General features: G+C 67.4%; 25 protein-coding genes. 13 read left to right on the forward strand and 12 right to left on the reverse strand.

The window, feature by feature from the left end:
• Positions 1-24 precede the first annotated feature (24 nt).
• Together MSZK_RS19450 and MSZK_RS19455 are read left to right on the forward strand one after the other, a co-directional pair.
• Positions 25-456 (forward strand): hypothetical protein, encoded by a 432-nt coding sequence (locus tag MSZK_RS19450; protein WP_099250416.1) that lies wholly within the window; start codon positions 25-27, stop codon positions 454-456.
• A 33-nt stretch (positions 457-489) separates the two neighbouring features.
• Positions 490-1,230, forward strand: coding sequence for an SDR family NAD(P)-dependent oxidoreductase (locus MSZK_RS19455; protein WP_099250315.1), 741 nt, complete (start codon positions 490-492; stop codon positions 1,228-1,230).
• 6 nt (positions 1,231-1,236) lie between these two features.
• Here MSZK_RS19455 and MSZK_RS19460 read toward each other — a convergent pair whose 3' ends face one another.
• Together MSZK_RS19460 and MSZK_RS19465 are read right to left on the reverse strand one after the other, a co-directional pair.
• On the reverse strand, positions 1,237-1,692 hold the full coding sequence (locus MSZK_RS19460; protein ID WP_099250316.1) for an SRPBCC family protein: 456 nt from the start codon (positions 1,690-1,692) through the stop codon (positions 1,237-1,239).
• A 6-nt stretch (positions 1,693-1,698) separates the two neighbouring features.
• On the reverse strand, positions 1,699-2,037 hold the full coding sequence (locus MSZK_RS19465) for a DUF732 domain-containing protein (RefSeq protein ID WP_199203402.1): 339 nt from the start codon (positions 2,035-2,037) through the stop codon (positions 1,699-1,701).
• 310 nt (positions 2,038-2,347) lie between these two features.
• Here MSZK_RS19465 and MSZK_RS19470 point away from each other — a divergent pair, with 310 nt between their 5' ends.
• The 3 genes from MSZK_RS19470 to MSZK_RS19480 all read left to right on the forward strand — a co-directional run bounded on the left by MSZK_RS19470 (position 2,348) and on the right by MSZK_RS19480 (position 6,067).
• On the forward strand, positions 2,348-2,779 hold the full coding sequence (locus tag MSZK_RS19470) for an MmpS family protein (RefSeq protein ID WP_099250318.1): 432 nt from the start codon (positions 2,348-2,350) through the stop codon (positions 2,777-2,779).
• Complete coding sequence (locus MSZK_RS19475) at positions 2,776-5,661, forward strand: RND family transporter (protein WP_099250319.1); 2,886 nt, start codon at positions 2,776-2,778, stop codon at positions 5,659-5,661. The genes MSZK_RS19470 and MSZK_RS19475 overlap by 4 nt, the downstream gene beginning before the upstream one ends.
• 118 nt (positions 5,662-5,779) lie before the next feature.
• Positions 5,780-6,067: a hypothetical protein gene (locus MSZK_RS19480; protein ID WP_099250320.1), complete on the forward strand. Its 288-nt coding sequence runs from the start codon at positions 5,780-5,782 to the stop codon at positions 6,065-6,067.
• 2 nt (positions 6,068-6,069) lie between these two features.
• Here MSZK_RS19480 and MSZK_RS19485 read toward each other — a convergent pair whose 3' ends face one another.
• Positions 6,070-7,194, reverse strand: coding sequence for a phosphotransferase family protein (locus MSZK_RS19485; RefSeq protein ID WP_099250321.1), 1,125 nt, complete (start codon positions 7,192-7,194; stop codon positions 6,070-6,072).
• A 91-nt stretch (positions 7,195-7,285) separates the two neighbouring features.
• Here MSZK_RS19485 and MSZK_RS19490 point away from each other — a divergent pair, with 91 nt between their 5' ends.
• Positions 7,286-7,759: an SRPBCC family protein gene (locus MSZK_RS19490; protein ID WP_099250322.1), complete on the forward strand. Its 474-nt coding sequence runs from the start codon at positions 7,286-7,288 to the stop codon at positions 7,757-7,759.
• Here the strand turns inward: MSZK_RS19490 and MSZK_RS19495 are convergent.
• On the reverse strand, positions 7,743-8,018 hold the full coding sequence (locus tag MSZK_RS19495) for a hypothetical protein (RefSeq protein WP_099250323.1): 276 nt from the start codon (positions 8,016-8,018) through the stop codon (positions 7,743-7,745). The genes MSZK_RS19490 and MSZK_RS19495 overlap by 17 nt on opposite strands.
• Positions 8,019-8,323: 305 nt before the next feature.
• Here MSZK_RS19495 and MSZK_RS19500 point away from each other — a divergent pair, with 305 nt between their 5' ends.
• Positions 8,324-10,015, forward strand: coding sequence for a DUF4185 domain-containing protein (locus tag MSZK_RS19500; protein WP_099250324.1), 1,692 nt, complete (start codon positions 8,324-8,326; stop codon positions 10,013-10,015).
• Positions 10,016-10,052: 37 nt separating this feature from the next.
• Positions 10,053-10,781 (forward strand): TVP38/TMEM64 family protein, encoded by a 729-nt coding sequence (locus MSZK_RS19505; RefSeq protein WP_099250325.1) that lies wholly within the window; start codon positions 10,053-10,055, stop codon positions 10,779-10,781.
• Here the strand turns inward: MSZK_RS19505 and MSZK_RS19510 are convergent.
• Positions 10,778-11,923 (reverse strand): hypothetical protein, encoded by a 1,146-nt coding sequence (locus MSZK_RS19510; protein ID WP_142389963.1) that lies wholly within the window; start codon positions 11,921-11,923, stop codon positions 10,778-10,780. The genes MSZK_RS19505 and MSZK_RS19510 overlap by 4 nt on opposite strands.
• Before the next feature lie 125 nt (positions 11,924-12,048).
• The gene (locus MSZK_RS19515) at positions 12,049-14,877 is read right to left on the reverse strand and encodes a LuxR family transcriptional regulator (protein WP_099250327.1); all 2,829 of its coding nucleotides are present in this window, start codon (positions 14,875-14,877) and stop codon (positions 12,049-12,051) included.
• Between MSZK_RS19515 and MSZK_RS19520 the strand changes: the two genes are divergently transcribed.
• Positions 14,822-15,208 (forward strand): DUF2237 family protein, encoded by a 387-nt coding sequence (locus MSZK_RS19520; RefSeq protein WP_099250417.1) that lies wholly within the window; start codon positions 14,822-14,824, stop codon positions 15,206-15,208. The two genes, MSZK_RS19515 and MSZK_RS19520, sit on opposite strands and share 56 nt — an antisense overlap.
• A 1-nt stretch (position 15,209) precedes the next feature.
• Here the strand turns inward: MSZK_RS19520 and MSZK_RS19525 are convergent, their stop codons facing one another.
• From MSZK_RS19525 to MSZK_RS19535, 3 genes are read right to left on the reverse strand one after another with little or no spacing between them, the layout of a single operon-like run.
• On the reverse strand, positions 15,210-16,457 hold the full coding sequence (locus MSZK_RS19525; RefSeq protein ID WP_099250328.1) for an acyl-CoA dehydrogenase family protein: 1,248 nt from the start codon (positions 16,455-16,457) through the stop codon (positions 15,210-15,212).
• A gap of 17 nt (positions 16,458-16,474) precedes the next feature.
• Positions 16,475-17,491, reverse strand: coding sequence for an LLM class flavin-dependent oxidoreductase (locus MSZK_RS19530; protein WP_099250329.1), 1,017 nt, complete (start codon positions 17,489-17,491; stop codon positions 16,475-16,477).
• Positions 17,488-18,807 (reverse strand): glutamine synthetase family protein, encoded by a 1,320-nt coding sequence (locus MSZK_RS19535; RefSeq protein ID WP_099250330.1) that lies wholly within the window; start codon positions 18,805-18,807, stop codon positions 17,488-17,490. The genes MSZK_RS19530 and MSZK_RS19535 overlap by 4 nt, the downstream gene beginning before the upstream one ends.
• Before the next feature lie 160 nt (positions 18,808-18,967).
• Here MSZK_RS19535 and MSZK_RS19540 point away from each other — a divergent pair, with 160 nt between their 5' ends.
• The 4 genes from MSZK_RS19540 to MSZK_RS19555 all read left to right on the forward strand — a co-directional run bounded on the left by MSZK_RS19540 (position 18,968) and on the right by MSZK_RS19555 (position 24,634).
• The gene (locus MSZK_RS19540; RefSeq protein WP_099250331.1) at positions 18,968-19,816 is read left to right on the forward strand and encodes an ABC transporter permease; all 849 of its coding nucleotides are present in this window, start codon (positions 18,968-18,970) and stop codon (positions 19,814-19,816) included.
• On the forward strand, positions 19,813-20,847 hold the full coding sequence (locus MSZK_RS19545) for an ABC transporter substrate-binding protein (protein ID WP_099250332.1): 1,035 nt from the start codon (positions 19,813-19,815) through the stop codon (positions 20,845-20,847). Before MSZK_RS19540 ends, MSZK_RS19545 begins: the two co-directional genes overlap by 4 nt.
• Complete coding sequence (locus tag MSZK_RS19550) at positions 20,831-21,649, forward strand: ABC transporter ATP-binding protein (protein ID WP_099250333.1); 819 nt, start codon at positions 20,831-20,833, stop codon at positions 21,647-21,649. Before MSZK_RS19545 ends, MSZK_RS19550 begins: the two co-directional genes overlap by 17 nt.
• 123 nt (positions 21,650-21,772) lie before the next feature.
• The gene (locus tag MSZK_RS19555; RefSeq protein WP_099250334.1) at positions 21,773-24,634 is read left to right on the forward strand and encodes an RND family transporter; all 2,862 of its coding nucleotides are present in this window, start codon (positions 21,773-21,775) and stop codon (positions 24,632-24,634) included.
• A 24-nt stretch (positions 24,635-24,658) separates the two neighbouring features.
• On the opposite strand, the gene MSZK_RS19560 is transcribed toward MSZK_RS19555, so the two are convergent.
• From MSZK_RS19560 to MSZK_RS19570, 3 genes are read right to left on the reverse strand one after another with little or no spacing between them, the layout of a single operon-like run.
• Positions 24,659-25,042, reverse strand: a complete 384-nt coding sequence (locus tag MSZK_RS19560; RefSeq protein WP_099250335.1) for a type II toxin-antitoxin system VapC family toxin — start codon at positions 25,040-25,042, stop codon at positions 24,659-24,661.
• Positions 25,039-25,254 carry an antitoxin gene (locus MSZK_RS19565; RefSeq protein WP_099250336.1) on the reverse strand — a complete coding sequence of 72 codons (216 nt, stop codon included), beginning with the start codon at positions 25,252-25,254 and terminating at the stop codon, positions 25,039-25,041. The genes MSZK_RS19560 and MSZK_RS19565 overlap by 4 nt, the downstream gene beginning before the upstream one ends.
• 25 nt (positions 25,255-25,279) lie before the next feature.
• The gene (locus tag MSZK_RS19570; protein ID WP_099250337.1) at positions 25,280-25,918 is read right to left on the reverse strand and encodes a TetR/AcrR family transcriptional regulator; all 639 of its coding nucleotides are present in this window, start codon (positions 25,916-25,918) and stop codon (positions 25,280-25,282) included.
• Positions 25,919-25,924: the final 6 nt, after the last annotated feature.

A 25,924-nucleotide genomic window follows, 5' to 3' on the forward strand; every position in this document is an offset into this window, starting at 1 on the left:
GTGCATGTGAAAACTCTCGCCGTCATGAATCCACCCGAGTCGTCGACCGTGGCGGGTTCGGTCGCCACCGTCGACAGCGCGGTGGTCGCTGGATCGGTGTCCACTCTGCGCAGTGCGGTGGTCGCCGGCTCCATCGCCACCAGCGGCAGCGCGGCGGTCAACGCGTCGATTGCCACCGCCGGCAGCGCCGCTGTCGTCGGAGCGATTGCCACCGCGGGCAGCGCGCTCGTCGTCGGTTCCGTCGCCACCGCGGGCAGCGCCTTGATCTCGGGCAGCGTGCTGTCGGTGTTGTCCGCCCGGTTGGTCAAGTGCGTGGCGTGCCTGGCCTGTGTCGCGTGCCGCCGTTGTACGGCGTGTGTCGGCTGTGTGAGATGCGCCGACTGCGTGGGGTGTGTTGGGTGCTACAACTGCTCGGGACTGCGCAATGCAGTGGGGCTCCGCGACGTTCACGCCTAGGTGATTGCTCGCCCCCACGGAAAGGGTCGGGCCATGACACAGCTGGACGGGAAAGTCGCGTTGGTGACGGGGGCATCGTCGGGCCTCGGGGCGGCGACGGCGCAGCTGTTCGCCGAACGGGGTGCGACGGTGTTCGGCATCGCGCGCGACACCGAGCGGATGGCGACGGTGTTCGAATCGGTGCCCGGCGGCGGCTACGCCTCGGTCGACATCACCAGCGCACAGGCCTGCCGGGACGCGGTCGCGTTGTGCATCGAGCGGTTCGGCCGTCTCGATGTGCTGGTGAACGCGGCGGGGTTTCACCAGATGCGCAACACCACCTCGGTCACTGACGAGGACTGGGATTACGACCTCGCGGTCAACCTCAACGGACCGTTCTACTTGATCAGGGCGGCCCTGCCGCACCTGTTGGAGGTCGGCGGCAACATCGTCAATGTCGCCTCCATCGCCGGCATCGAGGGCGAGGTCTATTCGGCGGCCTACTGCGCGGCCAAGCACGGCCTGGTCGGGATGACCAAAGCGCTGGCGATCGAGTACACCAAGGAACAGCTGCGGGTGAACGTGATCTGCCCGGGCGGGATGCTCACGCCCCAGGTGACCGAATTCAAGACCCCCGACGATGCCGACTGGAACCTGATCATGCGGATCGCCGCGCCGCGCGGGATGATGGCGCCCGTCGACGTGGCGAAGGTGATCGCATTCCTGGCCAGCGACGACGCGGTCACCATCCATGGCGCCGTCTACAACGTCGACAACGGCAAGACGGCGGGCTAGGTGCAGCTAGGCGCGGCCCTCGAAGTGCCGCGAGATACCAGCGAGCATCTCGCGGTGCGCCGCCACCGCCTGGCGGACCGTCACACCCAGTAGCGGCCACGGCGCGGTGAACCGGATCCGTTCGGTCAGCCGGGTTCCCGTGGGAATGGGGTCGAACGTGACCACCGAGTCCAGCACCACGTTGGGAAACTGGCGGGCCTGGGTCAGCACCGGGCCGGTCGTCGGAACGTCGAGTCGAGCCGTGTAGGTGATCGGCAGGGTCAGCGGCCCGAGCGGGATCTTGTCGCGCACCCGGTACACCTGCACATAACCGGCCGTCGACGCGGTGTGCGAGAGGGTCTGCACCGACACCACCAGCGGGTGCACGTCGGCGATGTTGTTCAGATCGACGTAATGGTCCCGAACCTCATCGGGCGGCCCGGGAATGTCTTGGGCGACCACCCGTTCGACAGGGCCGGCCATCGGGAGTTACTGAACAGCCGCCCGCTGGAGCACGCCCACCTGATCCGGGCAGTAGGTGCTGATCGCAGCGCCGAGGAACTGCAGGGCCTGGCCCTGGGTGCTGCCCAGCGGCAGGTTGGTCAGGATGAACTTGGCCGACGCGTAGGTGTCCTGGTCCAGTCCGGTGGCCAGTCGCTTGCAGGTGATCTTGCCGATCCAGGCGTTGTAATCACGAGGCCCGTAGATGCCGTACGTGTGGAGCTGGTTGGCGAAATCCGTGTCGGGATCGGCGTGCGACGGCGCGGCCAGGACGATCGGCGCGGCGACGGCCGCGGCAGCGGCCATGGCAAGCCTCGTAACGTTCATGGCCAAGATTGTAGGGCAGCTAACCAGTGCGGTACGAGGCATCCCGCACAATTGCCCGTGTGCTGTCCGAATCTCAGTCCGGGGCATGATGTGACCTCGGGCACGAATGCCGAGGGGGGATCGATCGGCGGCGCTACCGGAGGGTATCGTCCGATCAGTTAAGTGAGCTAATCTCTTACGTTAAATCAGCTAAGCTGTCGCGACGCGAAGAAAATGGGGTTGAGATGGGACGGACGGCCGCGCTCACGAACGGCGCAGAAGGAGTCACCGCGCTGTCCGTGTCGGCCTCGTAGTCTCGTCGGGGAATCCTATGGTCAAGGCATTGAGGCGGGCATGGATCCCGCTGGTCATCGTGATCGTGGTGGCACTCGCCGGATTCGGCGTCTTCCGGCTGCACGGCGTGTTCGGCAAAACCGAGCTCACCCGGCCCGGCAGCGGCCTGGCCAATGACACCAAGCCGTTCAACCCCAAAGAAGTCACCTATCAGATCTTCGGCCCGGCCGGCGCGGTGGCGACCATCAACTACCTCGATCTCGACGCGCAGCCGCAGATCGTCCGCGACATCGCGCTGCCCTGGTCACTAACGCTGACCACGACCGCCCCGGCGGCCAGCGCCAACGTGGTCGCCCAGGGTGACACCGACACCATCGGCTGCCGCATCCTGGTCGACGGTGTGCTCAAGGACGAGAAGACCTCCACCGGTGTCAACGCCCAGACCTTCTGCCTGGTGAAGTCCGCATGACCGATCTCCAGACTCCACCGAAGAAGAACCCGCTCATCCCGCGGTTCGTCCGGGCGTTCTCGGTGCCGATCGTGCTGTTGTGGCTCGGGCTCGTCGTCGTCCTCAGCGTCGCCGTGCCCTCGCTGGAGCAGGTGAGCCAAGAACACACGGTGTCGTTGGCACCCGATGACGCGCCGTCGATGCAGGCCATGAAGAAGGTCGGCAAGGACTTTCAGGAGTTCGACTCCAACAGCAGCGCGATGGTGCTGCTGGAAAGCGACCAGCCCCTGGGGGCGGAGGCGCACCACTATTACGACAATCTGATCCAGAAGCTGCGCGCGGACACCAAGCACGTCGAACATGTCCAGGACTTCTGGGGCGACCCGCTGACCGCAGCGGGTGCCCAGAGCGCCGACGGCAAGGCCGCCTACGTCCAGCTCTATCTGGCCGGCAACCAGGGCGAGGCCCTGGCCAACGAGTCGATCGACGCGGTCACCAAGATCGTCAACGCCAATCCGCCGCCGCCCGGGATGAAGGTCTACGTCACCGGCCCGACGGCGCTGAGCCACGATCAGCACAACGCGGGCGACTCCGCGGTGAAGATCATCGAGGGCATCACCATAGCGGTCATCTTCGTGATGCTGCTCTTGGTCTACCGGTCCATCACGACCGTGATCCTCGTGCTGCTCATGGTGTTCACCGAACTCACCGCAGCCCGGGGCGTCATCGCCTTCCTGGGCAACTACGAGATCATCGGCCTGTCGACGTTCGCGGTGAACCTGCTGGCCACGTTGGCCATCGCCGCGGCGACCGACTACGCGATCTTCCTCATCGGCCGCTACCACGAGGCAAGGCTGGCCGGTGAAGACCGCGAGACGGCCTTCTACTCGATGTACCACGGCACCGCACACGTGATCCTGGGCTCCGGCCTGACGATCGCGGGTGCGACCTTCTGCCTGCACTTCACCCGGTTGCCGTACTTCAAGTCGCTGGGCTTCCCGCTGGCCATCGGCATGCTGGTGGTGGTCTTCGCTGCGCTGACGTTGGGTGCCGCCGTCATCGCGATCGGCGCCCGGTTCGGCTTGTTCGAGCCCAAGCGGAAGATGAACACCCGGATGTGGCGCCGGGTCGGCACTTCGGTGGTGCGCTGGCCGGGGCCGATTCTCGTCGCCTCGATTGCCCTGTCCCTGGTCGGGCTGTTGGCGTTGCCCTCGTACAAAACCAACTACAACGACCGCTACTACCTGCCCGCCGACATCCCCGCCAATCAGGGCTACGCGGCCGCCGACCGGCACTTCCCGCAAGCCCGGATGAATCCCGAGCTGTTGCTCATCGAGACCGACCACGATGTCCGGAACCCCGCCGACATGTTGGTCATCGATCGAATTGCCAAGTCGGTCTTCCACATCCCCGGCATCGGCCGCGTGCAAACCATCACCCGTCCGCTGGGCACCCCGATCGAGCACACCTCGATCCCGTTCATCATCAGCATGCAGGGCACCAACCAGACGATGAACATGTCCTATCTGCAGGACCGCATGAAGGACATGCTGAAGATGGGCGACGAGATGCAGGTCACCATCGACACGATGGAACGCATGCTCGCCCTGACCAAGGACATGGTGGGCATCACCCACAACATGGTGGCCAAGACCAAGCAGATGGTCGCCGACACCAACGAGATCCGGGACAACCTGGCCGATTTCGACGATTTCTTCCGGCCGATCCGCAACTACTTCTACTGGGAACCGCACTGCTTCGACATCCCGCTGTGCTGGTCCATGCGGTCGATCTTCGACTCACTCGACGGGATCGACACGCTCAGTGACGATCTCGCGTCCATGGTGGTCGACATGGACAAGCTCGACGTGCTGATGCCGAAGATGGTCGAGATCATGCCGCCGATGATCGCCACCATGAAGGCGATGAAGACCACGATGCTGACCATGCAGTCCACGATGGGTGGCCTGCAAGATCAGATGCAGGCCATGCAGGAGAACGCGACCGCACTGGGCGCGGCCTACGACGCGTCGAAGAACGACGACTCGTTCTACCTGCCGCCCGAGGTCTTCGACAACCCCGAGTTCAAGCGCGGCCTGAAGATGTTCGTCTCGCCAGACGGAAAAGCGGTGCGGTTCATCATCTCCCACGAAGGAGATCCCGCGACGCCGGAAGGCATCTCGCACATCGACAAGATCAAGAACGCCGCGTTCGAGGCCATCAAGGGCACCCCGATGGAAGGCTCTCGGGTCTACCTGGGTGGTACCGCATCGGTCTACAAGGACATGCAGCACGGTGCGAACTACGACCTGTTGATCGCCGGGATCGCCGCGCTGGCATTGATTTTCGTCATCATGCTGGTGATCACCCGAAGCGTGGTGGCGGCGGCGGTGATCGTAGGCACGGTACTGCTGTCCCTTGGTACGTCGTTCGGTCTCTCGGTGCTGCTGTGGCAGCACATCCTCGGCCAGCCGCTGCACTGGCTGGTGATCGCGATGGCGGTGATCATCCTGCTGGCGGTGGGTTCGGACTACAACCTGCTCTTGGTGGCCCGGTTCAAGGAAGAGATCCACGCCGGGCTCAACACCGGCATCATCCGGGCGATGGCAGGAAGCGGTTCGGTGGTCACGTCGGCCGGCTTGGTGTTCGCCTTCACCATGGCATCGATGTCAGTGAGCCCGCTGCGGGTCGGCGGCCAGGTGGGAACCACCATCGCACTGGGCCTGTTGTTCGACACGCTGGTGATCCGCTCGTTCATGACGCCGTCGATCGCCGCCCTGCTCGGCCGGTGGTTCTGGTGGCCACAGCGGGTCCGGCAGCGTCCGCTACCGCAACCATGGCCCGAACCGAAGCAGGCGACGGATCACCCATCGGTGGACGCGGGCGCCCCGCCGAAGACCTGACGGGTCGTCGGCTGTTGGCACCTGTTCAGCTGCCGTTCGCGCACTGGCAAGTCCGGCCATGACTTTGCTGTCATCCTTGACGACAGCCCCGTGAGCCGGCCGTCCAGGAAGGACCCTGATGTCGCTCGACCTGCGCTACGTCGCACCGTTGCTGATCGCCGTTGGCGCTTCGATTGCCTTGGCCCCGTTGGCCGTTGCCGATCCCCCGAGCATCCCCGAGCCCGGGTCGGAGTCGGCCGCCGCCACCATCCGTGACCTCGACGCCGCCGGCTATGACGTGCAATTGCAGTATGAGAACGGGGCTCCGCTTTCCCCACTGTCGCAGTGCACCGTGACGGATATCAACACAACGGGTTCGGCAGGTAGCCAAGGCCTCGCTTTCGTCACCATCAACTGCCCCAAGTAATCTCAGCGATTCAGTCGCAACGCGGCGACGGTGTCGAGTTCTTCCAGCGCCGTCACCGCACGCCGTAAGCCCTCCATGGCGATGGCGTCGTCCTGCATGCCGCCGAGGCCCGCCGTCGCCAGCCCCGAAATGTACGGGTGCACAACGGCTTGCCGGTAGCGCGTCCACAACTCGTCGTGATCCAGGAGCGGGCCGCCGCGGGCGGCCAGCGCGCTGCGGTAGGTGCCGAGGAGGTCACGTTCCACACGTGACCGGTCGCCGGAAGGCGTGCCGAGCACGATCGCATACGCCAGGTCGCGGGACGGGTGGCCACGGCGGACGACCTGCCAGTCGAGCAGACCGGCGCGCCCGTCGCGGAGGTAGGTGTTTCCCGGGTGACAGTCACCGTGCAGAACGGTATGCGGACCGCTGTCGATCGTGGCCAGGGCCGCTGGAAGGTCCGTCCAGATATCGCGGCCCGCAGCCACCGGTATCGACGTCGAGCGGGCCAGCCGGCGCGCCGACGCCCGGAGCACCGTGGGCGTCATCAGATTGGCCGGGTCCTCCGACGGCGCCAGCAGCCAGCCGAATTGCCCACCCTCGCCATGCTTTTGGGGCAACCGGCCCCAGAACGTGGCGTGCAGGCCCGCCAGCACCTCGACCAGTTGCGCCATCTGGTCGGCCGACAGGGGGTGCAGCGTGTCCGGGAACTGGCATGACGAGGTGGGCATGTCCTCGAGCACGATGACATAACGACCGGTCAGCGTGTCGAAGGCCGACCCGTACGAGAGGGGAACGCTCGCACCGAGTTCGGGGGCAAGCTCGCGGTAGAAGCGTGCCTCGGTCGCGCCGAGGCCGGCCAGTTCGCCCAGCATTCTGATGCCGGCCCCCGCGGCCGACATCTTCACGAACACCGAAGGGGGCACACCGTCTCCGCTGAGGCCCAGCCGGGCTCGGCTCGATGTCCCCGCCGCGCCGCCGAGGCGAGTCACCGAGTCGACCCGTCGGCCGAGGATGCCCGACAGGGTGCCGGGGGTCAGATCCGTGATCCGGCGCGGGAACGACCGCGCCGCCCCCAGCGCACCGTCCAGGGCGACGCGCCGCGCACCGCGGCCAACGTGGGCGCCGAAGCGCACAACCGAACGCACTGTCGGACCATACCGCCGCGTCAGCACTAAAGTTACAGATCGGCGTGAATGTGTAAACTGCCCGAGACAGCCGACCAGAAAGGCGACCCCCTTGGGCATCGTGACCACGAGTTCGGCGACGGCGTTGCGTCAGTCACCGGAGACGATCTACGACTTCGTCACCAATCCCGCGAACTGGACCAAGACGTACCCGGGAAGCAACTACGTGGGCAAGCTCGACGCCCTGCCGCTGACGGTCGGCGACACCTGGGAGGAAGGCGGCCCCGACTCCGACCGCATCTTCACCTGGCATCTGGCCATCGCCGAGCGGCCGAAGCTGTGGGTGTTCACCTCCGTCGGCCGGCTCGGCCACGACCGAGCGGGCAACGGCGGCATGGACGGCCGGATCACCGTCGAGTACCGCTTCAGCCGGCCAGGTGAGGATGTCACCCTCTTCACCCGCACGATGACCATCGAGGCGCCCAAGGATGCCCCGATGCCCGACGAGTTCTTCCGAATCGTCAACCCGGCCAACATCGATCGCTATCACGCCGCGATCGCCCGGGAGCTCAGCCGATCCCGTTGAGACCGTGGTGGTGGTTCCCACCCGATTCGGTCGGCGCCGGCGGGGCGATCACCGTCGGGCTGAATTTGTTGGGGTTGGAGGGATTGAGCACCTTCTCGGTGGGAGTGGCCGACGGACTGGTCGGCGTCGTCGTCGACGTGGTGCTGGTCGGCGCCGGATTCTCGCTCGTACCGCACGAGGCGACCAGCGAGGCCATGGCAATGAGTGCGGCGCCGCCGGCGACGGCGGCAAGACGAGCGGCAACAGAGGGCGAATTCATACGATTCCTGTTCCAGAAGTGGCGAACTCGCCCTCGCCGGGGGCCTTAGATAGGCCTGAATGCCTGTTCGAGAACGGGATCTTTCCAGAAATTGACGCTCCTGGCAACCCCTGGAGTTTCCTCGGTCCCGCGTCACAGTCGCGTCACGATTCGCCGACGACCGCCCTCCCGCGTCGTGATCCTATCGCCGCGCAGGCTTCTCGTAATCGCTTGACCGGGGAATTTGTTTGCGCGTTCGTGGTCAGAGTGAGCCATGAGGTTTGCCAGATGCGGTACCGTCTGTGCTCAGAGCAAGGGGAGATGTGATGGGTCCTACGAAGAATGCAGCGGCGTACGTAGGTCGTCTCGGCGGCCTGGCAGTGGCTCTGGGTATCGGCACGGCGATTCTCAGTGGAGCCGGAATGGCCTGGGCCGCACCGTCCGACAGCGGCGGCTCGGACTCGTCGAGCACCGGGTCCTCAGCCCCGAAGGCCAGTAAGACCTCGTCGTCGACCGGGTCTTCGCCGCGGGCCTCGAACAAGACCACCGCGCGCAGCACGACGAGCGCGCCCGCCACCGCCCGCTCCGCCCGCACCCCGCAGACGGTGACGGTGAAGGCGACCGCCCGGGCCCTGGCCGCGGTCGGAGTCGGCCCGGGCGGCAACGGCGACGCCCCGGACTCCCCCGTCGCCGCCGCCCTGGCCGGACTCGCGACTTCCGGCCGGCGTGACCGAGTCGCGTCCTCCGCCACGCCCGCCGCCGCGTCGGTGTCGACGGCCGCGCCGGCTCCGACGGCCGCCGTGGCGACCTCGCCGCGCAGTCTGTCGTCGGCACCGGTCGGTTGGGTGACCGGTCAGTCGAACACCGCCTACCCCGGGATCGGATGGCCACAGACCAACAACACCAAGGTCTTCGGGATCTACGGCACCGATCTCGGCATCATGTGGGAGAACGGGCTGACCGGCAAGATCCAGCTGGCGTTCGGAGACACCTTCAGCGGGCCGAACATGACCGGGGACTGGCGCTCCAACGTCCTGTTGCTCAGCATCGACAAGAACCTGACCAACGGCCTCACCCTGGATCAGTCCGGGTACGCCTACCAGTTCATCCCAAGCGCACCCAGCGCGTTGTTCCCCATCTTCGGCTCCGAGGTGACAATCATCCCCACCTCGGCGATCTCGCTGAACAACGAGCAGTACGTCAACTACATGTCGGTCAAGTCGTGGGACACCCCGGGCCGGTGGACCACCAACTACTCGGCGATCTCGATGTACAACCAGGACACCGACAAGTGGGTGCTGGTGCCCTCGACCATCCGCTCGGCCAGCTGGTTCGGCTCCTCGAAGCCCTACGTCCCGGGCAACCAGAACTTCCAGCAGGCCGCCTACGTGCTGCAGCCCGCCGACCAGGTCGGCGAGGGTGAGACCCAATACCTGTACGCGTTCGGCACGCCGTCGGGGCGGGCCGGCTCGGCCTATCTGTCCCGGGTCGCCGTCGACGACGTCAACAACCTGGCCAAGTACCAGTACTGGAACGGCAAGGACTGGGTGACCGGCAAGCCCGTCGCCGCCACCCCGATCATCGGCGATTCCACTCGCTCGGCCGGCCTTTTCGGACCCATCCTGGACTGGGCCAACAATCCCAAGGTGTTCGGCGGGATGCTCGGCGGCCTGTTCGGCGCCAAGACCGGCGGCAATGTCAGCGAGATGTCGGTCCAGTACAACGATTACCTGGGCAAGTACGTGATGATGTACGCCGACGGCAAGAACAACATCCAGCTGCGTTATGCCGACGAGCCCAACGGCCAGTGGTCGGCGCCGATCACCGTGGCCACCTCGGCGACCTATCCAGGGCTGTACGCGCCGATGATCCATCCGTGGTCGGGCACCGGAAAGCTGGTCGACAACAACGGCAATCCCGATGACAGCACCCTGTACTGGAACATGTCGCTGTGGGGCAACTACAACGTCGTGCTGATGAAGACCAACCTGACCCCGTTGAAGGACACCCTGGTCTGATTCGGCTTCGGCTCGCCCGGTCCACTACAAAGGCTGCATGGCCGACACGCTAGATCCGCCGCCGGTTCGCCGATGGCCCCATGTTCTGCGGCTCGCCGTGTTCGTCGCGTTCCTGCTGGGGCTGTTCTATCTGGTGGCGGTGTCCCGGATCATCGACGTCGCACAGATCCGTGACGCGGTGGCGGCCAGCGGACCGGTCGCTCCCCTGATCTATCTTGCGGTGTCCGCGGCGCTGGCCGCGGTGTTCGTCCCCGGCCCGCTGCTGGCCGCCGGCAGCGGGGTGTTGTTCGGACCGCTGCTCGGCACGTTCGTGACCCTCGGGTCGACGGTGACGACCGCGGTGATCGCCGCCTTACTGGGTCGGCGGGCCGGCCGCGACAGCGCCCGGGTGCTGCTCGGTGCGCAGTGGTCGGCGCGGATCGACGCTGCGATCCGCCGTCGCGGCTTGTGGGCGGTCGTCGGTCAGCGATTCGTGCCCGGTATCTCCGATGCGCTGGCGTCCTATGCCTTCGGCGCCTTCGGAATGCCGTTGTGGCAGATGGCGATCGGGGCGTTCATCGGATCGGCACCGCGAGCCTTCGTCTATACCGCGCTGGGAGCGTCGATTTCGGATCTGTCCTCGCCGCTGGCCTACGTCGCGGTCGGGGTGTGGTGCGTCACCGCGATCATCGGGGCATTCGCCGCTCATCGCGGCTACCGCGGGTGGCGTGGGCGCCGCGAGCGTGGGCCCCTCCCCGGGGGTGAGGAGGGGCCCACTGCCGGTTAGCGGCCGCTGTGCCCGCGACCGCCGGACTTGTGGGGGCTCTTCGTCCCGCCGGCAGAGCCGGATTTGCCGTCGCCGCCTTTGACCGCGGTCGTAGACAGCCGGTGCCGCAACGGCTTTGCCGCAGCCTTGGGCGCAACCGGCGCAGCCGACGCGTCGTCGTCGACCTTGGCAGGTGTCTCGGCCACCGCCGGCGTGTCGGAGGTCGCCGGAGTCTCGGCACTGACCGCCGCCGGGTGTGCCGTGAGGTGAAGCGCCGCGGTGACGGCCGCGGGCGGCTTGATCGCCTGGGCAATCTGGTGGGCCAGCGTCTGCAAGGTCGAAATGGGGCCTGCGGAATTGAGGATGATCCCGCCGTCGGGCCCGATGGAGATGTTGCTCGACGAGAAGATCCCGCCGGCCAGCACGGTCAGACCCGGACCCACGAGCGGCCCGAGGTCGGGGCCGTACCCGCCGTTGAGCACACCGTCGAGGACCGTCGCCGGGCCGGTGAGGATCGCGTTGACCACCTGCTGCGGGTCGCCCGCACGGACCGCGTCGATGACGTTCTGCATCGCGGTGCCGGTGGCGCCCAGGCCGCTGATGACCGGCCCGAGCAGACCCACGGCGTAAATGGCGTCCTGCAGCGGATCGCGAAACACCCCTGCGACGTTGATCAGGTTCTGCAACGGCTGGGTGGCGAACTTCTCGATGGCGGGCACCAGGTTGATCAGCGGCAGCGCGACCACCAGCGGAACCGTGAGCAGGGCGTTGTTCGCTGCTTCCACATCGCCTGCGGCAAGCGACGTCAGCACCGTCCTCAGCAGCTCAGGCGTGGTCGCGGTCAGCGCCGTGAAGGTGTCCTTGCCCGCCGTGTTCAGCGCGCCGCCGAGCGCGGTGAAACTCGCGACCTGGTTGGCGACGATCTGCTTGAGCACCTCACCGGGATCGGCCGCGTCGACCAGGGCCGTGATGTCGGCCATCGTGGTCGCGAAGACCTGCTTGTAGGCGTCGAGCGGGCTGACCGCCGCCGCGAGGGCTGCGTCGACGTGGATCGCCGGGAGGTGGAGGTCCGGCATCGGGGGCGCGATCGGCGAGGCGGCGATGACGCCGGCGCCGAGGAACGCCACGCCCGCCGTGACGGAGGAACGAACAGCACGTTGCATGAGAGATCCCGAGATGTTGAGGTTTGTACTGACAATCGCAGAACCTACTGTTGAGTAAGTTCGGCTGACCATCGCACGAATTGATGAGGTCCGGCCCGGCCCCGACCTGCGCCACAGCTTCGGAATCAGCGGTGCCGGGACGTCCTGGCACTCAACGCGTTGGCGAGCTGCACCCGGGAACGCACGCCCATCTTGCGGTACACCGCACGTAGATGGGTGTTGACGGTGTGCACCGACACCCCTAGCGCGGAGGCTACGGATTGGTTGGTGTGGCCCTCACTCACCAGCTCCGCGACCCGCTGCTCGGCCTTGGTCAGGGCATCCCCGGCATCGGCCGGTGCGGCCGCCCGGGCCAGATCGCGTTGCACGCCGTGCAGATAGAAGTTCGCACCGAGGCCCGCAAACATCTCGGCGGCCTCTGAGAGCACCGTGACGCCGGTGTGCCGGTCGCCCGTGTCCACCAGCGCGGCGCCGTAGTCCGCCAGCGCGCCGGCCAGCAGCAGCGGTCGCGGCGACTCCCGAAGAATCTTGACCGCGCTGCGCAAGATCGCCGCGTCGCGGGTGACGAATCCCTCGACCTGCAGCGCCACCCCCTCGAAGCTGGCCACCCCGGGATTACGGTCGGCCGCCAGCCGGGCGCGTTCGATGGTCTGCGTGGCGAATTCGTGATCGCCGGCGCCGACTGCGATGCCGGCCTGCACGCGCAGCAGCTCGGGGTTACGCGGCCACCACGACCGGGACTGCGCCAATGCGGCCATCAGCGGCTTGAGGATGCGCACACTGTCGTCGAACCGGCCTTCGGCGCCGGCGATCCGGCCCTTGATCAACAGCATCGGCGGTCGGCGCACGGCGTCGTCGGCCGGCCCGGCCTCCTCGGCCGACTGCAGCCGTTCGCGGGCCAGCGCCAGATCACCTCGGATGACCGCGACGATGCCCGCCGTCAGCCACGCCTCGAATTTGTGGACGTAGGTGCCGGTCTCGTCGCACAGCCGGATCATCGTCAGCGCGCCGGTCTCGGCCTGCGGCAGGCGGCCGAGTTTGAAGTCCTGCAGGAGTTGGGCGAACACCAGCGACGGCAGGTCGTGGTCGCCGGGGGTGCCGTGCTCCGTGTGCCGGGCCCGGGCCAGCAGCTCGTCGGCTTCCGCGAACCGGTCCAGTTGCTGCAGGGCCAGGATCTCCCCGGCGAGGTAGGTCGTGCCGCCGAGGGCACGCAGCGCTCGGTAGTGCCCGCGGGCCGTGGCGTGCCGGCCTTCGGCGGTGCCTGCTTCGGCCAGGGTCTGCAAGGCCAGCAGCTGGGTGCGTTCGTCGCCCAGGGCCCGGCCGTGCGCCAGCGCCGCCTCGGCGGCCGCGATGGCGTCGTGTGCGGTGGCGGTGCGCGTCATCACCAGGGCGTCGACGGCCGCAAGCCGGGCGAGCAACCTCGGGGACACCGCAGGCCGCGCCCGTGCCTCGACCACCCGGCGGTCGATCTCGTCGAGTTGACCGGTCAACCACAACGCTTGGGCGGCAAGCGATTGCAGGTGAGCGCGGGCGTCCGTGTCGGCCGTGGCGGCCAGCAGCGCGTCGATCACGGCGACGGCCTCGTGGCCGCGCTGGGCACGGATCAGGATGTCGGCACATTGCTCGCCGAGTTCGGGGCGCCGGCTGTCGTCGGGGCCGAGCAGGCCGAACGCCTCGACGATCATCGGTGCGGCGACGGCGGGCATCGTCAACGAGATCTCAGCGGCCGCACCGCGCAGGATCTCGACCACCTCGAGATCGCCGAACCGCGCCCCGGCGCGGGCGTGCGGCGCCGCGGCCACCACACCCTTGCCGGAAGCCACCAGGTATTTGGCAGAGCGCAGGTGCAGCTCACGGCGAGCGGCGGTGGGCACGGACTGGTAGACCGCGTCGCGAATCAGGTCGTGGGCGAAGACGATGTGGTCGCGATCCTGCGCCAGCAGACCGCGCGCGTGCGCTTCGGCCTGGCGCGCCCTGATCGCCGCAACCGGAGCCCGCTCGAGCAGCTCGGCGGCGTCGGACAGGTCCAGCGGCCGGCCCCAGACCGCGGCGAACTCGACCAGCTCGGCGGTCGCCGGGCTCAGCGCCCGCAGCCGCGTGCCGATTGCGGCGGTGAACGAGCTCGGGATGTCCTCGGCGTTCGTTCCCGCCTCGCGTGCCGCCGCCACCCCGGCCAACAGCTGGACAGCCAGGAACGGGTTGCCGCCGAGGGCGTGCAGTCGTCGGTGCGCGACACCGTCGGCCGGGCCGCCCAGATGGTCGCGGGCCAGCGCGTCCAAGTCGGCGTCGCTCAGCGGGCCCAGCTCCAGCCGGTGCCGTGCCACGTTGTCGGCCGGGTGGGCGGTCCGGTCGGCGAGCTCACGGCTCGCGACCAGCCATACCACCGGCGCTCCGGTCAGCCTGCCCGGCAATGTGTCCAGGGCGAACCGGGTCACCGGATCGGCCCACTGGGCGTCGTCGATGACGATCAGGACCGGGCGGCGCGCGGCGAGGTCGGCCAGGGCGGTGGCAATCCGGTCGACGAGCCACAGCGGCTGGTGGTGCACCGGCGCCAGCCCTGCGAAGGTCTCGGCGTCCAGCAGCGGGGTGGGGCCGGACCGAAGGGCGACCAGCAGCGGCGCGCCCGCCGCGATCTGATGTAACTCCTCGGCCTTGCCAACGCCCACGGCAAATCCGCCTGACGCCGCATCGGCGGCGATCGACTGCACCAGAGCGGTTTTGCCGATGCCGGCCTCACCGCGCAGGCAGATGACCGCGCCTGCGCGGCTGTCGGCGGCCTGTCGCAGCAGTGTCGCCACAGCCGCCAACTCGCGATCCCGGCCTCTCAGGACGTGCACCATTGTCGTTAACAACCCGTGACGAGCCACATCGCTTCCCTGGGCACGGGATACTGACACGATGGCTGAGCGCAACGTACTGGGCGGTCCGCTGGAACCGTGTGGAACCGACCCCATGACGGGGTTCTTTCGCGATGGCTGTTGTTCGACCGGGCCGGAGGACGCCGGGCGGCACACGATCTGCGCGGTGGTGACCGCCGACTTCCTCGAGCATCAACGCTCGATCGGCAACGACCTGTCCACCCCGATGCCGCAATATCGCTTTCCGGGCCTGACACCCGGCGATCGATGGTGCGTGACCGCGCTGAACTGGTTGCGTGCGCATGCCGACGGACATGCCGCCCCCGTGGTGCTGGCCTGCACCCATGAACGGACCCTGGAAGTCGTCCCGCTGGAGGCGTTGCAGGAATACGCCGTCGACGTGCCCGACGACCTCGGGAGCCTGTGACCTAGAAGTAGCCGTTGGCCGGTGGCCGCACCCCGTTGACCACGTAGTTGCCCGCCGCGTGGGCCTTGTAGGCCAGCGGGTTGTGGGTGGCGACCGTGCGGACGTTGCGCCAGTGCCGGTCGAGGTTGAGCGCGCGGGCGGTGGCCGACGCCCCGCCGGTGTCGAAAAGCCGCTCCGCCGCGGCCAGGGTCAGCCGCTCGGCGATCAGTTGCGCCTCGGCCACGACGATCGCCACTCGGGCCAGCTCGTCGGCGTCGTCGATGCGGCCGCTGTCCACCACCGCGTCGAGCGCGTCGGCGGCGCTGAGCACCAGCGCCTCGGCCGCCGAGGCGTGCGCGGCGATCTCCCCCACCGCGTGCAGGGTGAAGGGATCACCGGCGGCGGTGTCGGCCAGTGAATGCGCGGCCGGCCGCGCTTTGTTCTGCACGTACCAGACGGCGTCGTCGCGCACGGCGGCGGCGATACCCGCGGCGACCGCGGCGAGGTACAACTGCAGGAACGCGGTGCTGTGACCGAGGTGCTTGCCGTCGGAGACGGTGGTCACCTCGTGCGGGTGCACCTCGACATCGGTGAACCGGGTGCCGCCGCTGGCGGTGGTGCGCTGCCCGAAACCCTCCCAGTCGTCGAACAGCTCGACCCCGGCACGGTCGACCGGCACGATCGCCTGGAGATCGCGCCCCTGCGCGTCGCTGGCCGAGACGGCGATCAGGTCGGCGAAAAGTGTTCCGGTGGAATAGAACTTGTAGCCGTTGAGACGCAGCACACCCTGCCCGTCGGCCAGCAGCGTGGTGTCGGCGCCGGCCGGTGTCTTGCCTTTCGCGTCGGTGATCGCGTTGCCCACGATCACACCGGCATTGACCCGGGGGAACCATTCCTCGCGTTCAGCCTCGGTGGCACGGTTGCTCAGCAGCCGCTCGGCGAAGCCGAAGTGCGGCCGAAGCGCCTGGGCCACATTGGAACTGCCGCGGGCGATCCGGATCACCGCGGTCAGCACGTCACGCACCGATCCGCCCGGTCCGCCATAGCGGGCCGGCACCCGCAGGGTCAGCACCCCGGTGCGGCGGATCGCCTCGACGGCGTCGTACTGCAGCACCCGGTCCCGCTCGGCGGCCGGATCGGTGGACCGCAGGCCGTCGACCACCTCGTCGAGGCGATCGAGTCGCTCGGCGGGGCTACCGGCCAAGGGGTCGCTGGTGAAACCTGGGCGCGGCGCGGCGCGGCGGGGAGCTTGCGAAGTCGATGCGGTCATGCGGTGGTGATTGCCCTTCAGCGGTAGTGGCCGATGATGTGGTCGGCGAAACGATCCAGTTCGGACTCGATCGGCTGGAACTGCAACATGAACAACTCGATGCCGGCGGCGTGGAAGGCGTCGATGCGGTCGATCACCTGCTCGTAGCTGCCGACCAGACCGGCCAGGGTGCCGCCGTTCGAGCCGATGCGACGGGTGCCGGCCAGCACCTGATACATCGCGGTGTTGGGGTCGGTGCCGCTGGAGATCTCCGGCCGTGATTCGGCGTCGATCAACGACTGCAGATGGGCCTGCTCGGCCTTGGCCTCGGCCTCGGTCGGGCGCGCGATCACGAAGGCCGACAAGCCGAATCGCAGCGGCCCGCGATCGCGTGGCCGGGCCCGCAGGTCCTCGATCAGCGCCGTCGTGTCGGCCAGCGGCCTGCCGTTGATGAAGTACACGTCGCCGCGCGATGCGCCCAGCTCGCGACCGGGTTCGGATTCGCCGCCGACGTAGACCGGCGGGACGTGCTTGGGCACGGGACGCACCAGCGCCTGCTGCCCGCCGCGCTCGCCGATCGCGACGTGCTTGCCGCTCCACAGATCGGTGACGGTGTCCAACCAGTCCCGGGTATAGGCGTAGCGGTCGTCGTGGGCCAGCGGGTCGATGCCCAGCGCTTCGAGTTCGGGCAGGAACCAGCCGGTCACCACATTGATCGACAGCCGGCCGCCGGAGATGTCGGCGATGTTGGCGGCGATCTTGGCGAACACCAGCGGGTTGAACAGCAGCGGCTTGATGGCGCCGATCAACTCGATCCGATCGGTGGCCTCGGCCAGTCCGGCCAGCGTCGACCACGTTTCCAGGACGTCGTTTTCGGTGTCACTGGGATGAATGACGTGCTGGGCGACCAAAGTGGCGTCATAGCCGCGACTCTCGGCGTGCACCAGCAGATCGCGGGTGCGCCGGTAGCCGGCATCCGGAAGATCCTCGGGGTGCAGCCGGGCACCGTGATTGCCGTACACCGGCGCCCATACCCCGAACCGTGGGCCGCTCATGAGGTGGTCAGGTAGCGTTGCCGCTCCCAGTCACTGACATGGCCGGTGTAGGCCTGCCATTCGCTGCGGGCGATCGAGATGAAATCAGCCACCGAGTCCGGGCCGAGGATCTCGAGGATCGTCTCGTCCTGCGCGGTCAGCGCCAGCGCGGTGCCCAGTGAATCCGGCAGTGGCGAGCCCCTGCCGTAGAGGTTGCCCGAGCCGGGGGCACCCGGCGGCCGGCCGGCCTCCAGCCCGGCGACCACCGCGGCCAGCGCCGAGGCGATCAGCCAGTACGGGTTGGCATCCGATGCGCCCGAACGCAATTCGATGCGCGAAGCGCCCGGCGCTTCCTCGACCAGCGACCGGATGGCGGCACTGCGGTTGTCGCGGCTCCAGTTCACGGTGTCGGGGGCGAAGGAATCCGGGGTATAGCGCCGGTAGGCGTTGACCGAGTGCGCTCCGAACAGGGTGATCGACGGAAGATGCTCGAGCAGACCGGCGATGGCCAGCAGTGTCAGCTCACCCTCTTGACCGTCGACCGGGGCGAACGCCGGCTCGTCGCCGCGCCACAGCGAGATGTGCAGGTGCGCTGAGCTTCCGGAGTGCTCGGAGAACGGCTTGGGCATGAAGCTGGCCACCTTGCCGTGCTTGCGGGCGACCTCCTTGGCGGCGTACTTCAGCCGCGCACCGTCGTCGGCGGCTGCCAGCGCATCGGTGTACACCAGGTTGGTCTCCACCTGGCCGGGTCCGTATTCGGTCTGCACCCCCTCGAGCCGGATGAACGCGCCGAGGGTCTCGTGCAGGTCGGAGAGCACTGGGTCCAGCCCGTTGGCGTTCTCCAAAGAGTAGGCGTGAATATCGTTCTGGATCGGGGAGCCATCGGGCTCGAGCAGGTAGAACTCGAACTCCACACCCACTTTCGCGGTGAAGCCGAGCGACCCCAGCCGCGCGATCACCCGGCGCAGCACTCCGCGCGGGTCGAGCAGCGACGGTGTGCCGTCGGGCCGGACGATGTCGGAGATGACGTGGCCGACACCGGCTCGCCACGGCAGCGCCTTGTAGGTGGAGAAATCGGGGATGGCGTGGACGTCGGGGTACCCGTCGCCCCAGTTCGTCAGCCGCAGTCCGTCGATCACGGTGCCGTCGGTGTTCCAGCCCAGCGCCGCCTCGCAGAACGCGAACCCGTGCTTGGCGCGGTCGATGAACTGGCCTGCGGGAATGCGTTTACCGGCGGCGTGGCCGAACGGGTCGCTCCAGGCCACCTCGATCTCGGTCAGCGAGCCGTCGTGCAAGCGCCGGAGCAACTCGGACTCGGCATCGTGCACCTGCGTCACAGGGCCTCCTTGGACACGGCAAATGGGGACAGGCGGGCATCACCCTCCCCCGCGGGCCCGGACGAGAAAAGGGTTAGCGTCGGCGTGAGCGCAACTGGAGTTTGATTCGCGCTGAGCGTAGACATTCACAGCTGGTTGACGCCCGCGCAAAGGTGTCCGGGTGTCTGTATTCGTCGACGTCGCGGCTGCCGACGCCACCGGTACCCCTGCCGGGGGCCGGTGGCCGAGCTGGCTGACCCGTGCCGGGTTGCCGCTGCTGTCGCTGCTGGTGTTCTTTCTTCTCTGGCAGGGTGCCGCGGCGAGCGGCATCTGGAATCAGACCTTCGTGCCGTACCCCAGCACCGTCTGGCATGCCTTCGTCGACGTGTCGACCACGCATGACGGTGTTCGCGGCTACGCCGGTTACCTGCTGGCCGAACACCTCTACATGACGCTGCGCCGAGTGTTCGTCGGGGTGGTGATCGGGGTGGCGGTCGGCGTCGCGCTCGGTCTGGTGATGGGTTCGATCCCCTGGGTGCGCAGCGTGCTGGAACCGTGGCTGACCTTCCTGCGGGCACTGCCGCCACTGGCGTACTTCTTCCTTCTGGTGATCTGGCTCGGCATCGACGAAGCGCCGAAGGTGACGTTGCTGGCGCTGGCCGCGTTGCCGCCCGCGGCGGTCGCCACCACCGCGGCTGTGGTGGCCGTCCCGGTCAGCCTGGTCGAGGCGGCCCGGGCACTGGGTGCATCGCGTCGTGATGTGGTGCGCGACATCGTGATTCCCTCCGCGCTTCCGGAGACGTTCACCGGTATCCGGCTGGCCGTCGGCATGGCCTATTCCTCGGTGGTTGCCGCCGAGTTGTTCAACGGCATTCCCGGCATCGGCGGCCTGGTCAAGGACGCCAGCAATTACAACAACACCCCCGTGGTGCTGGTCGGCATCTTCGCGATCGGCATCTCGGGATTGGTGATCGACGGTCTGTTGCGCGCTGTCGAGCGTCGCGCCGTCCCATGGAGAGGAAAAGTATGAAACTGCGCAAGCTCGTCGCCGTGGCCGTCGCCGCCGTCACCATGATCGGGATGGCCGGCTGCTCGGTCGACCGCGGCAAGAACGACGCGGGCAAACCGACGCTGCGCATCGGATACCAGACCTTCCCCAGCGGCGATCTGATCGTGAAGAACAACCGGTGGCTGGAAGATGCGTTGCCTGACTACAACATCAAGTGGATCAAGTTCGACTCCGGGGCCGACGTCAACACGGCCTTCATCGCCAAGGAACTCGACTTCGGCGCGCTGGGCTCCAGCCCGGTCGCCCGCGGCCTGTCGGCGCCGCTGAACATTCCGTACAGCGTGGCGTTCGTGCTCGACGTCGCCGGCGACAACGAGGCGCTCGTCGCCCGTAACGGCAGCGGCATCAACTCGATCGCGGACCTCAAGGGCAAGCGGGTGGCCACCCCGTTCGCCTCGACCGCGCACTACAGTCTGCTCGCCGCGCTGGCTCAGAACGGGTTGTCGCCCAGCGATGTTCAGCTCATCGACCTGCAGCCGCAGGCTATCCTGGCAGCCTGGGAGCGCGGTGACATCGCCGCCGCCTACACTTGGCTGCCGACCCTCGACCAGCTCCGCAAAACCGGCAAGGACCTGATCACCAGCCGCCAGCTGGCCACCGACGGCAAGCCCACCCTGGATCTGGCCGCGGTGTCGAACGCGTTCGCCAAGGATCATCCCGAGGTCGTCGACGTCTGGCGCAAGCAGCAGGCCAGGGCGCTGACCGTCATCCACAGCGATCCGGCCGCGGCGGCCAAGGCGATCGCCGCCGAGATCGGTCTGTCGCCGGCCGACGTGGAGGGCCAACTCAATCAGGGGGTGTACCTCACCCCGCAGGAGGTGGCCTCGCCACAATGGCTGGGCACCCAGGGCAATCCCGGCAATATCGCGGTCAACCTGCAGAGCGCGTCGCAATTCCTCGCCGACCAGAAGCAGATCCCGGCGGCGTCACCGCTGAAGACATTCCAGGATGCGATCTACACGCAGGGATTACCCGATGTCATCACCCAGTGAGGCAGCCGCGTCGGTTTCGGCGTCGGCGGCCCACTCCGACGGCGGTATCCGGATCCGCGGCGTCGAACACCGCTACGGCACGACGACCGCACTGGGGCCGGTGGATCTCGACGTGGAACCAGGCTCCTTCCTGGTCCTGGTCGGGGCCTCGGGCTGCGGAAAGAGCACCTTGCTGCGCCTGATCGCCGGGTTCGAATCACCCAGCAGCGGCGAGATCACGGTGTCCGGCCGGCGGCCGGTGCCCGGCCAGACCGCAGGGGTGGTGTTCCAGCAGCCGCGGCTGTTCCCGTGGCGGTCGGTCGGCGGCAACGTCGAGCTGGCGCTGAAGTACGCCGGCACCGCTCGGGACCGCCGGGCGGCGCGGCGAGACGAGTTGCTGCACCGGGTCGGCCTCGACGATGTTGCGCACCGCAAGATCTGGGAGATCAGCGGCGGTCAGCAGCAGCGGGTCGCGATCGCGCGGGCGTTGGCGTCCGAGGGGCCCGAGACCTCGCTGCTGCTGCTCGACGAGCCGTTTGCCGCTCTGGATGCCCTGACCAGGGAGCGCCTGCAGGAAGACGTCCGCGAGGTCAGCGCCGAATCCGGGCGGACCACCGTGTTCGTCACCCACAGCGCCGACGAGGCAGCGTTTCTGGGCTCGCGCATCGTGGTGCTGACCAGTCGCCCCGGCCAGGTCGCACTGGACCTGACCGTCGACCTGCCCCGCAGCGGGGTCGACGCCGACGAACTTCGGCGCAGCGCCGAATACGCGCGGCTGCGCCAGGAGGTCAGCCGCGCCGTCAAGGCGGCCGCGATCGGATAGAACGGCGTTACCGACCTCACACGGACAGCCCGGCGTCTGGTATGACTATCTAAGTAAATCGCCGCAGTGTGCGCAGTGTGCCCTGTTGCCGTGTGGCCGAGAACGTGAGGATTTTCGGGCCTGGTGAGCACCCCGACCGTAGAACGCGTGGTCCCCGCCGAGCAGCCGCATCGACCGGCCTTGGCGAAGTGGATCCGCCGGCTGGCGGTGCCGATCATCCTCGGCTGGGTCGCCCTGATCGTCGTCCTGAACGTGTCGGTGCCGCAGCTGGAGGAAGTCGGCAAGCTGCGTGCGGTGTCGATGTCGCCCAAGGAGGCGCCGTCGGTCATCGCGATGATGCGGTCGGGCCAGGTGTTCGAGGAGTCCGACTCCGACAGCTCGGCCATGATCGTCCTGGAGGGCGACGAGCCCCTCGGCGACGCGGCGCAGCAGTTCTACAAAGAGATGATCGCCAAGCTGCGGGCCGACACCACGCACGTGCAGCACATCCAGGACTTCTGGGGCGATCCGCTCACCGAGGCCGGGGCGCTGAGCGCCGACTCCAAGGCCGTGTACGTGCAGGTCGCCCTGGCCGGCAACATGGGCGAGACGCTGGGCAACGAGTCGGTCGAAGCCGTCCAGAAGATCGTCAACGGCTTGTCGCCGCCGCCCGGCGTCAAGGTGTACGTCACCGGTGGCCCGGCTTTGCAGGCCGACCAGCAGATCGCCGGTGACCGAAGCATCCGGATCATCGAGCTGACCACCATCGGCGTGATCATCGTGATGCTGCTGTTCTTCTACCGGTCGTTCATCACGGTCGGCCTCGTGTTGGTGATGCTGATCCTGGGTCTGACCGTCACCCGCGGCGCGGTCGCGTTCCTGGGCTATCACAACCTGATCGGCTTGTCGCCGTTCGCGACCCAGCTGTTGGTGACACTGGCGATCGCCGCGACCACCGATTACGCGATCTTCTTGATCGGGCGGTATCAGGAGGCCCGCTCGATCGGGCAGAGCCGCGAAGACGCCTACTACACGATGTATCACGGCACCGCGCACGTGGTGCTGGGCTCGGGTATGACGATCGCCGGGGCGACGTTCTGCCTGTCCTTCACCCGGCTGCCGTATTTCAAGTCTCTCGGCGTGCCGCTGGCCGTCGGCATGGTGGTCGCGGTGGTGTCGGCGTTGACGCTGGGTGCCGCGATCGTGACGGTGGCCAGCCGTTTCGGGCTGCTCGAACCCAAGCGGGCCATGCGAATCCGGTTCTGGCGGCGCCTGGGCGCGGCGGTGGTGCGCTGGCCCGGGGGCATCCTGTTCGCGACGATCATGATCGCCCTTGTCGGGCTGGTGACGTTGCCGGGTTACCAGGCCAACTACAACGACCGCAAGTACCTGCCGGCTGATCTGCCTGCCAACGAGGGATTCGCGGCCGCCGAGCGGCACTTCCCCATCGCCCGGATGAACCCCGAGCTGGTGTTGCTCGAGACCGACCAGGATCTGCGTAACTCGGCGGACTTCCTGGTGATCGAACGGATCAGCAAGGCCATCTCCAAGGTTCCGGGCATCGGCCGGGTGCAGTCGATCACCCGCCCTGCCGGAAAACCGTTGAAGTACAGCACGATTCCGGCTCAGATCAGCATGGGCGGCACCAACCAGACGATGAACCGCTCCTACCTGCAAGACCGCATGGCCGACATGTTGGTCCAGGGCGAGCAGATGCAAGACACCATCAACACGATGACCCAGATGATCAACCTGATGGAACGGATGAGCACCACCATGCACGGCATGGTGACCCAGATGGACCAGACGTATGTCGACATAGCCGACCTGCGCAATCACATCGCCGACTTCGACGATTTCTTCCGCCCCATCCGCAGTTACCTCTACTGGGAACCGCACTGCTTCACGATCCCGCTGTGCTGGTCGATGCGGTCGGTGTTCGACACCCTGGACGGGGTCGACACCATGGTCGACGACATCCAGAACCTGCTGCCGGACATGCATGCCCTCGATGCGCTGATGCCGCAGATGGTTCCGCTGATGCGCTCCTCGATCGAGTCGATGAAGCGGATGCGGATCATGATGCTGACCCAGCAGGCCACTCAGGCCGGCATGCAGGATCAGCAGGCCGCGTTGAGCGAGAACCAGGCGGCGATGGGTGCCGCGTTCAACGATTCACTCAACGACGACACGTTCTACCTGCCGCCGGAGATCTTCGACAACGACGAATTCAAGCGCGGCATCAAGAATTTCATCTCCCCCAACGGCCACGCCGCGCGGTTCATCGTCTCCCATGAAGAGGACCCGCTGTCGGCCGACGGGATCAACCGCATCGACGCGATCAAGGCCGCCGTCTTCGAAGCGATCAAGGGCACACCGCTGGAGGGCTCGAAGGTCTACGTCGGTGGCACCGCCTCGGCGTTCAAGGACATGCAGGAAGGCAACAAGTACGACCTGCTGATCGCCGGTGTGGCCGCGCTGTCGCTGATCTTCATCATCATGTTGCTGATCACCCGCGCGATCGTGGCGGCCGCGGTGATCGTGGGCACCGTGGTGCTCTCCCTCGGGGCGTCGTTCGGCCTGTCGGTGCTGCTGTGGCAACACATCCTGGGCATGGAGCTGCAGTTCATGGTGATGGCGATGGCGGTCATCATCCTGTTGGCGGTGGGCGCCGACTACAACCTGCTGCTGGTCGCCCGGATGAAAGAGGAGATCCCGGCCGGCATCAACACCGGCATCATCCGCGCGATGGGCGGCAGCGGCTCGGTGGTGACGGCAGCCGGTCTGGTGTTCGCGTTCACGATGATCTCGATGTCGGTGAGCGCCATGGTGGTGGTGGCCCAGGTGGGCACGACGATCGGCCTGGGCCTGTTGTTCGACACCCTGGTGGTGCGCGCGTTCATGACACCGGCGATCGCCGCGCTGATGGGGCCGTGGTTCTGGTGGCCGCAGATCGTGCGGCCCAAGCCGATGTCCACCCGCCCGCACGGCGCACTGCTGCGGTAGGTGCTCGGCGCGAGTGTGCTGCACTCAGCGCGGAACGACCGTGATGACACACCGCGGCCCGTTCGCCCCGGACAGCCGCGTATCCGCCGTCACGAGTGCACACTCCAGGTTCTCGGCGAGAGCGACATACATCGCGTCGTACGCCGTAACACTGGATCGAAGCTCCCAAACACGTTCCAGGAGAGGCAAAGCGGCATAGCGAATCAGCCCGAGGCTGGTCCACACATCCAGGGCTCGGCGTGCTGCGCCCGGCGCCAACAGGCCGACCATGACCTGTCGACGCAGCACGCTGACCACCTCCGCATCCACCACGTGGGGCGCGTGTAGAGATCCGGCCGCGATGACGCGCCGGGCCGGACCGTCATTCAACAGCGCCGACACCGCGGCCGACGCGTCGACGACAATCATCTGCGTTCGGATTCCAGCTGTTCGACGATCGTCTCGGTCGGAATGCTCAGATCAGGCAGGGTAGCCAGCAACGCGGCGTTGTCGACGCGACGGGTCGCGGCATCGAGCTCCCGGATCGCGACGGCGGTCACCGACGTATTCGCTGCGCGCGCCATGCGTTCGAGCCGGTTCATGACCTCGTCAGGCACGTTGCGTAGATGCAGAGTTCGCACAAACTGAAGTGTACGCAACGCGCTTTCACCTAGCTTGCAATGTGCTAGCACCGGTTGCTTCAACGTCGCCCGCTACGGTTGCGCGAGCGTTCTCTGCGAGCGTCGCGCGGATCAGCGTTCCAAGATGACGCCCCGCCCCCTGCAGCGGGAGCGGCGAGCGAGCCGCCATCGAGAGGATCACCGCTCCTTCGACAGTCGCGACGATCGTGGTCGCCAGGTCCTGCGCGCCGCCGTGGCTGATGCCGGCCTGCTCCAGAGGCGCGGCGATGAGTCGCACCCACTGCGCGAACGCGTGGGCGGCAGCCTCGGCTGCGGCAGGCGCCTCTGAGCTGCCCAGCGTGGCGGCCACCATCGGGCAGCCGGCACCGTAGTCGCTGTCGGCCAGCGCGGCTTCCCACGCCCGCACGAACGCCTCGACGGAGGCGACCGGATCACCTACCACAACAAATTCCCGCAGCATCGACGCGAATCCTTCGGCAGCGGATTCGGTTGCTGCGGCAAGTAATTCGGGCTTGCCATTCGGAAAGTTCAGGTACAACGTCCGGCGCGCAAGACCGCTGTCCTCGAGGATCTGCGAGACACTCGCGCTGCCCACTCCGCGCCGGCGCACAAGCGCGATCGTCGTGTCGATCAAGCGTTGCCGAGCGGACACCGCGACCTCCATCCGTTG

This window comes from Mycobacterium sp. shizuoka-1 (assembly GCF_002723835.1).
In the GTDB taxonomy this organism is placed as follows: domain Bacteria; phylum Actinomycetota; class Actinomycetes; order Mycobacteriales; family Mycobacteriaceae; genus Mycobacterium.